The sequence below is a fragment of the Cytophagia bacterium CHB2 genome (assembly GCA_030263535.1).
In the GTDB taxonomy this organism is placed as follows: domain Bacteria; phylum Zhuqueibacterota; class Zhuqueibacteria; order Zhuqueibacterales; family Zhuqueibacteraceae; genus Coneutiohabitans.
The window spans coordinates 1-8120 of record SZPB01000303.1; the positions used below are offsets into that span (position 1 = coordinate 1).

Consider the following 8120-nt stretch of genomic DNA (forward strand, 5'->3'; position numbering starts at 1 on the left):
GGTGACTCTGCCAGCCGCTGCCATTTTAGCTTACACGATCAGCTTGTTGTTAAACTAACAAATAAACGGAGTAACGTGATGCCTGAAAATACCACCGATCTTTTTGTGGAACGCGCCGTCAGAGAACGCTACGCGCATGCAGCACAAAAACGGGAAACGGCGCTGTGTTGTCCCGTCGAATACGATCAAAAGTATCTCAAAATTCTCCCACAGGAAATTTTGGAACGCGATTACGGCTGCGGCGACCCCTCCCATTTTGTGCGGCCTGATGAAGTCGTGCTCGATCTCGGCAGCGGCGGCGGCAAAATCTGTTATATCGCCGCGCAAATTGTTGGGTCGCAGGGAAAAGTCATCGGGGTTGATATGAACGACGACATGCTCGCGCTGGCTCGCAAGTATCAGTATGAGATGGCGGAAAAAATCGGCGCGCGCAACGTCGAATTTCGCAAAGGCAAAATTCAGGATTTGCGTCTGGATCTCGAAGAAGTGGATGAGTATCTGCGCACCAACCCGATTCGCTCCAGCGCCGATTTGCAGCTTCTCGAAGAATATTGCCAGGCGCTGCGCCTCAACACGCCGCTGATCGAAGACAACTCCATCGACGTGGTGGTGTCCAACTGCGTGTTGAATCTTGTTAAAGAAGAAGATCGCCGGCAGCTCTTTGCGGAAATCTTTCGCGTGCTCAAAGTCGGAGGCCGCGCGGCCATTTCAGATATTGTCAGTGACGAAGAAGTGCCCGAATCTCTCAAAAATGATCCCGCGTTGTGGAGCGGCTGCATTTCCGGCGCGTTCACGGAAGAAGGATTCCTCAAAGCTTTTGAGAATACCGGATTTTACGGCATGGAATTCGTCAAGCGCGATGACAAACCGTGGCAAACGCTTGAGGGCATCGAATTTCGCAGCGTCACCGTTGTCGCTCACAAAGGCAAGCAAGGCCCCTGTTACGAGCGCAACCAGGCGGTGATTTACAAAGGCCCGTGGAAGGCGGTGATCGACGACGATGGCCATACGCTTTATCGCGGCGAGCGCATGGCGGTTTGCGATAAAACTTTCCGTCTTTATATGCGGGAAGGAAGCCCTTATGCGCAAAGTCTTATCGCCATCGAACCCTACGACGATGTTCCATTGGAAACGGCCAAAGCTTTCAATTGCTCAAAAAATGCGCGGCGCCATCCGAAAGAAACCAAAGGGCAGGATTACAAAGTGACTGAAATCAGCGAGGGATCGTGCTGCGGGCCGGATGGGTGTTGTTGAACTGGCGGGGTGTCCGTCGTCTTTTGGACGGCAACAGAAAGCGCATCACTTTTAGTTTGGAATAATAAGATCGATTTGATTGCCAAAATCAAATATGAATCCCAGCCCCAATCCAACCATCCAACTGGGGGTGAGTTGGATGCTGCGCACATTCTGATAAGCTGGCATTTGGCCGAAAATGCGAAACGTCGAATTTTTTCCAAAATAAGAGAACGCCGGTTCCACGAACCAGGCAGAGCTTCCCGTTGCTGCCAAAATTCTTTTGTTCGAGTAATCCTGCTTGGCGAATCGTCCCCGTGCGGATAAAGAAAAACTCATGTGTTCATGATAATTGTATTCCATCCCCGCTGACACAACAAGCTCGTCGCCAAATTTGTAGCCGTCAAAATTTGCGCCGGCATAGCGATAGAGGCCATGAACGTTGAATCGCAGACGTTGGCGAGGAAGATGATAGGCCGCATAAAGCCAGCCGAGAAGGTCAATGGCGCCCGTACCCGGCTGAAGATCGATGGGGAGTCTTGCGCCGTTGCGTTGTTGACGGTAATTTCCGATCGGCGGCTTTGCCCCTGCGCCCAGCGCCAGCTCAAAAGGTCCGGTGAGCGTGGGTGCGATTGCCAGATATTTTATCATCATAACCGGATCGCCCAAACCATCGCCCTCGACTTTCAGCCTCTGCGTCACGTTGCCCAGACTGTTTCGCGCAGTCAACTCGCGGTTGCGCACCACATAATTGAGATGTAACAACAGCGATACTCTTTCGGCTAAACCGTATTCCATCTCAAGCCCAAAAACTTGCACATTGGCCTTGCGGGCGAGGGGATCATCAATTTTGCGCGTCGCTTCGAAAGTATTGCCCAAGTGGGCGTGCCGGTAATTCACATTGAGATTCAGGCGTTTGAAGGGAATGACACCGTGCTCCAGACTTTCAATGGCTGCGGAACCAGCCGTGCAGCAACCCTGGGCATGAAGTTTCACCGCGAAGGCCAGCAACACGGCCGCCAGAAACGCAGTTATCCTAACAACGTTTTTCGGTTTCGTGTTCATGGCTGCACTTCTACGTCGATTATTTTGCTGGCGGTTCCACCGCGCCCATCTTTGGCCGTCACAGTCACGCTGTTGATGCCGACGCAACAATATGTAACGACATAACTGACCACCGGGCCTTCGCCATATACGTCGCCGGCGGTCATGAACCATTCGTAGGAAAGTTCATCTCCATCCGGATCCTCGGCCACCACCGTTAGCGTAACAATGCGCCCGACGGTGCCCCTGGCCGGATCTGCGGATAAGCTTTTGATAATCGGATTGGAATTCGGCCCGGAAGCGGAGCCGGTCACCTCCGGCTGAACGCAAGCACTCAAAAACAAAGCGAGAACGCCTGTTAATGCTTTCTTCATGATTCGCACTCCGATCAAAGTTGACGTTCAGTGAGGGTTTCATCCCTCTATGAAAACCGAAATATACTGGTTCCACAAACATGAAACGATAACGACAAAATTATGCTTTTTTATTCCCCTCATTGCTTCCACTTATGCCATCCAGGGTTTACGAAACAAATGACTGCGTGGACTTAAAACTTGGCGACATTTCTTCGGCAACTCGTTTCAATCCCTCGCAATTCTCCTCAAACATCCGGGCGAGTCGCGGCCTCACCATTTTATCCAAGAGCCAACCGACGAGAGGATAGGGCTTGTAAGAGAAGATGAACTGAAGGTGAGTCCGGCCAGTTTTTTGCCGGAGATGATAAACGGCAGAGCTATGCAAGATGGGCGCTGCAAATTTTATACGGTTGGTCACGATCACTTCATTTTTCTTTGCCACCACGCGAGCAAGGGTGATCTCGGCGCTGGAAGCCTCAAAAACGCAAGTATGCGACCGGCCGAGGCGCATGGGCTTGTTTGAATCGTATTCGACTTTGATCAAGCCAGGATTCCATTCCGGCATTTTTTCGAAATTGAAAAGCAAGCTATGGACGATTTCCATCGGCGCCTCGACCTTCTTTGCAACGACAATGGGATTGGGGTATCGTATGGAAAAATACGGCTCTGGCGACGGCGGAATTTGCAAACGCAGATATGACATGCTGTGTGCATAAACAACAAACTCACCGAGGTGGGGATAACTCACGCGATATTTTTGCAACGCCGCCGGAATCTTTTCGCCGGACGCTTGCAACAGTGGCGCTGAAAGCAAAAGATACTCGGGGCTGGGAACATCATTCTTCAAAAGCCGGTGGGCAACGATCACGTCTTTGCCGATAAGTTTGAAGCGGCCTTTTATCTTGATCAGCGCTATCTCGCCGTGGTGCGCTATGATTTTCAACGTCAGCTTCCCAACATTCTGACAAGCGCCACATTTGCATACGGTGTCGCGTTTGATTTGCTGAAGATGCTCATGAAATTTCAGATAGAAGATTTCAGCTTGCCTTTGTAAAGCCAGCAGAGAGGGCGGCGACCCAAAACGATAGAACAGTACGGCATCGCCCTCGATCTCGGAAACCACAAATCCAAGAATATTGGCATCCAAGATGATTTCCAGCAGTTCTGCGATGATATGTTGACTGTGTGAAAGTTCCACTCCCGAAACGAATTCGCTAAAGCCGCTAATGTCAGGAATAAGTAAAGTCCCGGTGTTCTCGTTTGCAGACCTCAATTGTTTCCATCCTTCCTGTCGATAGAGCGCTTTCAACTCTCTATTCTTAAACTCTCCGGTTTGAGAATGGTGAGTGATTTTGCCGTAAAGTCGATGACACCCTCTTTGCGAAGCTCATTCAGAATCGTAGCCACGGTTTGCCGGCTGGCGCCGGTCATGTGAGCGATTTCATCCTGGGAAAGAAACTTGGGAACGGTAATCCGCCGGTCTTTGATTTTGCCGAAGGATTCCGCAAAGCGCAGCAGAAAAGCCATAATCCGATCGCGCACACTTTTGAAAATCAGGTCTTCAACTTTGGCTTCCACTTTGCGCAGCTTCAGGCCAATCAGTTTGAGCATGCGTAGATTGAGATCGGCATTTTTCTTGAGAAATTCCACGAAATCGTCTTTGCTCATGGCGCAGATCAGCACCTCGTCAAGCGCCTCGGCGATTTCCACATAGATTTCTCCTTCATCATCCGCCAACGCCAGCTCGCCAAAAACCTCGCCGGGCCCGATAATATCCAAAATTGCTTCACGTCCTTCTGGAGAGAGGCGGACGATTTTAACGTGGCCAGTCTTCAAAAAGTAAATATTCTTTGCCTGGGCTTCCGGGAAATAAATAGCGCCGTTTTTTCGCACATGGCTCATCGAGGTGCGAGCGGCAAGATTCTTTAAGTAATCTTCCGGCAAACCTTCGAGGATATTGATATTTTTTAGGTACCATAATTTTGTCTTTTCAGACATTTTATTTGTCCCTTGCTGCTGCAAAATAATCGCGGCTTCGCTTGCATCGGCAGGCCCGTAAAGCTACTCAGATGATGGCGTTTCAGTATCTACCAGTCAAGAACAACTTGCGCCCGTCAAATATTTCTGGAAACTGGCGAAATTCCACCGAATCGAGGTTTGGAGATTCAGTTGATAAGAACACTCGACGGCAAAAAGCAAAAACGTAATAACTTTTGGCGCGCCAAATCTGATTCCAACTCTCTCCACCTTATTTGTCAAGTTTTGCAATAACGCAAAATCCTTCATCGCATTTTCCCACTTCTTGGAAATAGCTTTCTCCGAGGCGAATCCGAAGCCCGTTAAACTCATATAAAATAATTAGCGTTATCCCTACTACTTTTGGCATGTTAGTTGAAACAGCTCTATCCCAAAGCACAATGTGCTTTTTCTTTTGGGTTAATCCATGAGTTATTGCTCATACAAGCAAGAAAGCATAGTGAGGTGGCATATGAAAATCCAAGTTTTTGGTCCGGGTTGCATGAACTGCAAAACCCTCGAACAACGCGCACGCCGTGCGGCTGAGGAGTTGGGCGTGATGGCGGAATTTGAGAAAGTCACGGAGATCGACGCCATGATCGAGGCCGGCATCGTGCGCACGCCGGGCCTGGCGATTGACGGTGAGTTGATGAGCCAGGGACGCGTCAACAGCGTCGAGGAAATCAAAACCATGCTGCAAAAATTTGTTGTGACGGCGAGGTAATGCCATGTCTGCCTATCTCCATGCCCTGCGGCTGCGCTGGCAGAACTGGCAGCTCGCAGAGTCTGAAATGCGGGAGGAGTGGAAGAAATTTATTTGGCTGATTGCCGCGTTTCTGGCCTTTTATTTTTTGCCCATCACTTCTGCCGATGCGACCCGCGCGCTGGCCGGCGGCCTGGCGTTGCTGCAAGAGTATGCGCGCCGGCACGTGCTCACTTGTTTAGTGCCGGCCTTCTTCATCGCCGGCGGCATTGCGGTTTTTGTCAAAAAGGATTCCATTCTGCAATTGCTCGGGCCGATGGCGAAAAAATATATTGCCTATCCCGTGGCCTCGGTTTCCGGTGGATTGCTGGCGGTGTGCTCATGCACGATTCTGCCTTTGTTCGCTGGCATTTACAAACGTGGCGCCGGCATCGGCCCGGCTGTGGCGTTTCTATTCTCCGGACCGGCGGTCAATGTCACGGCCATCATTCTCACTTCCTCGGTGATCGGCCTCGACTTTGCGATGGGGCGCTTGCTCTTCGCGATGACGATCGCCATTCTCGCCGGCATCGTCATGATGCTGCTCTTTCGCGATCACGACCAAAAAAATAGCAAGGGCTTCGCAACGGGCGGCGTTGAGGAAGCATCTTATTCCGCCACCGCAATCATCGCGTTCTTTGTGCTGCAGCTTGTCATTCTGGTCGTCTTCAGCCTCGGCATCACGCAAGGCCTGAAATATGCGGTTGGCGGAATTGCGCTGCTGGGCTTGCTGGGGTTGGTGTTCCACAAGTTTTCATCCGAAGACAATCGCCGTTGGATTGCCGAGACTTGGGATTTATCCAAAAAGATCATGCCGTATCTATTCATTGGAATTTTTGCTGCCGGCGCGATTGGGGAAGTTCTTCCGGAAGATTGGGTGACGGCGACGGTGGGCGGCAACTCGCTCACGGCAAACGCCATCGCCTCGGTCTCCGGCGCGCTGATGTACTTCGCCACGCTGACGGAAGTGCCGATCATCCAAAAACTCATGCAGCTCGGCATGGGCCGCGGCCCGGCCATGACGCTGTTTCTCACCGGCAACGCGCTCAGCATTCCCAGCATGATGGTGCTGTTCAAACTCATGGGCGCAAAACAGGCCATGACATACATTCTCACGGTTGTCGTGCTGTCGATTGCCGCCGGGCTGCTGTGGGGAAGTTTTTAAAAATGACGTAGCCCTTGCCCGGCCTCGTCTCCATAGTTTTCTATAGAAGCGGGACGGTGTGGGCGATTGTCACAAACCAGTCTTTGCGTAACGACCCACAAGGGGTCGCGACTACGGATAACGGAGTGTTGCCATGTCAAAAACCGCTTATGATTTCAAAGCCGCCGTCTTCAAAGCGTTGGCGCATCCGAATCGCCTGCGCATTCTCGTAGCGCTGCGTTCCGGTGAGAAATGCAACTGCGAGCTTGGCCCTCTTCTCCGTCTCGAGCAATCCAATCTCTCGCGGCATCTGCTGGCGCTCGCGGAGGCCGGACTGGTGACGGCGCGACGGGATGGCGTACGCATGTTGTACCACGTCGCCGATCCGAGCGTTTTTGCGTTGATTGACCTGGCAGGCGAAATGATCAAAAAAGAATTTGCTCATCGCGCCGGATTGCTTGAAATCCTGTAACTGCTGACAATATCAAAAAAGCGCTTGCACTGAAGAATTATAAGAGTATATTATATGCCAATAATGGCATACAGGCATACAACATGATCAACGTTACCGACCTGTTCAAAGCTCTCGGCGACGAGACCCGGCTGCGCCTCGCCCATCTTTTTTTGCAAACAGATAAAGACATTTGCGTCTGTGAGATGGTGGACACGCTGAAACTGCCGCAATACCAGATCTCCAAACATCTGACCATTCTCAAAAACGCCGGCCTGCTGCACGCCAGCCGCAAAGGGACATGGGTTTATTACAGCCTGAACCGCGACGAGGCGGCGTTGTGGCGCGATTTGAGCAAGGCCCTGCGCCGCCATCTCGAGCAGCCGCTTTTCCGGCAAGACGCCGCAGAATTAAAAAAACGGCTGGCGCTGCGCGAAAACGGCAGATGTGTCGTGGGTTTCGTTGCGATCAAAGCATTGCGTTCTTCCACACACTCAACAAAGGCGAACCGATGAATCAAAAACAACGCGTTATTTTCATCTGCACCCACAACTCCAGCCGCAGCCAAATGGCCGAAGGCCTGTTGCGCCATCTTCCCGGCGAGCGCTATGAAGTTTTCAGCGCGGGCACGCAATCAACCCGCGTCAATCCGCTGGCGATCAAAGCAATGGCGGAGAAAGGCATCGACATTTCACAGCACACTTCGGATCACATTGACAAGTATATGGGAATGGAATTTGACTACGTCGTCACCGTGTGCGATAACGCGAATGAGACTTGTCCCTATTTTCCCACCAACAAAACGAAGTGGCATTGGAGTTTCGAAGATCCCTCTGCCGCCGTTGGTACCGAGGAAGAACGCTTGACCAAGTTCCGCGAGATTCGCGATCAAATCGAGCAACGGCTGCAAATTTTGCTGTAGCTGCGTGAAGAGCCGCGCTTTCCGGCCGTCTCAAAAATTGAAAGGAAACAACATGCAAATCGGCAGACTCCTGGAAAAAATTCAGAATTTCAGACTCCTTCCCCTCTTCGTCTTGATCAGCATGATCGCCGGCATCGGTATCGGCAAGATTTACGGCATCTCGAACTTTGAATTGACGCCGCCCATCGATGCCATCGTGGCGATTCTTCAAG

The 8120-nt window shown here is 51.4% G+C and carries 10 protein-coding genes; 6 read left to right on the forward strand and 4 right to left on the reverse strand.

Features of this window, described 5'->3' with window-relative positions:
- Positions 1-78 precede the first annotated feature (78 nt).
- Positions 79-1254, forward strand: coding sequence for a methyltransferase domain-containing protein (locus FBQ85_22730; protein ID MDL1877958.1), 1176 nt, complete (start codon positions 79-81; stop codon positions 1252-1254).
- Positions 1255-1305: 51 nt separating this feature from the next.
- On the opposite strand, the gene FBQ85_22735 is transcribed toward FBQ85_22730, so the two are convergent.
- From FBQ85_22735 to FBQ85_22750, 4 genes are all read right to left on the reverse strand, one after another.
- Positions 1306-2298, reverse strand: a complete 993-nt coding sequence (locus FBQ85_22735; GenBank protein MDL1877959.1) for a hypothetical protein — start codon at positions 2296-2298, stop codon at positions 1306-1308.
- Complete coding sequence (locus FBQ85_22740) at positions 2295-2651, reverse strand: hypothetical protein (protein ID MDL1877960.1); 357 nt, start codon at positions 2649-2651, stop codon at positions 2295-2297. Before FBQ85_22740 ends, FBQ85_22735 begins: the two co-directional genes overlap by 4 nt.
- 148 nt (positions 2652-2799) lie before the next feature.
- The gene (locus tag FBQ85_22745; protein MDL1877961.1) at positions 2800-3831 is read right to left on the reverse strand and encodes a DUF2652 domain-containing protein; all 1032 of its coding nucleotides are present in this window, start codon (positions 3829-3831) and stop codon (positions 2800-2802) included.
- Positions 3832-3938: 107 nt separating this feature from the next.
- Positions 3939-4631: a Crp/Fnr family transcriptional regulator gene (locus FBQ85_22750; GenBank protein ID MDL1877962.1), complete on the reverse strand. Its 693-nt coding sequence runs from the start codon at positions 4629-4631 to the stop codon at positions 3939-3941.
- Positions 4632-5121: 490 nt separating this feature from the next.
- On the opposite strand from FBQ85_22750, the gene FBQ85_22755 reads away from it, so the two are divergent.
- The 5 genes from FBQ85_22755 to FBQ85_22775 all read left to right on the forward strand — a co-directional run bounded on the left by FBQ85_22755 (position 5122) and on the right by FBQ85_22775 (position 7908).
- Positions 5122-5373: a thioredoxin family protein gene (locus tag FBQ85_22755; protein ID MDL1877963.1), complete on the forward strand. Its 252-nt coding sequence runs from the start codon at positions 5122-5124 to the stop codon at positions 5371-5373.
- Between the two features lie 67 nt (positions 5374-5440).
- Positions 5441-6556 (forward strand): permease, encoded by a 1116-nt coding sequence (locus FBQ85_22760; GenBank protein MDL1877964.1) that lies wholly within the window; start codon positions 5441-5443, stop codon positions 6554-6556.
- Between the two features lie 133 nt (positions 6557-6689).
- Complete coding sequence (locus tag FBQ85_22765; GenBank protein ID MDL1877965.1) at positions 6690-7007, forward strand: winged helix-turn-helix transcriptional regulator; 318 nt, start codon at positions 6690-6692, stop codon at positions 7005-7007.
- An 83-nt stretch (positions 7008-7090) separates the two neighbouring features.
- Positions 7091-7501, forward strand: coding sequence for a metalloregulator ArsR/SmtB family transcription factor (locus FBQ85_22770; GenBank protein ID MDL1877966.1), 411 nt, complete (start codon positions 7091-7093; stop codon positions 7499-7501).
- A complete protein-coding gene (locus tag FBQ85_22775) occupies positions 7498-7908 on the forward strand; it encodes an arsenate reductase ArsC (protein ID MDL1877967.1) in 411 nt (136 codons plus the stop codon). Before FBQ85_22770 ends, FBQ85_22775 begins: the two co-directional genes overlap by 4 nt.
- Positions 7909-8120 lie beyond the last annotated feature (212 nt).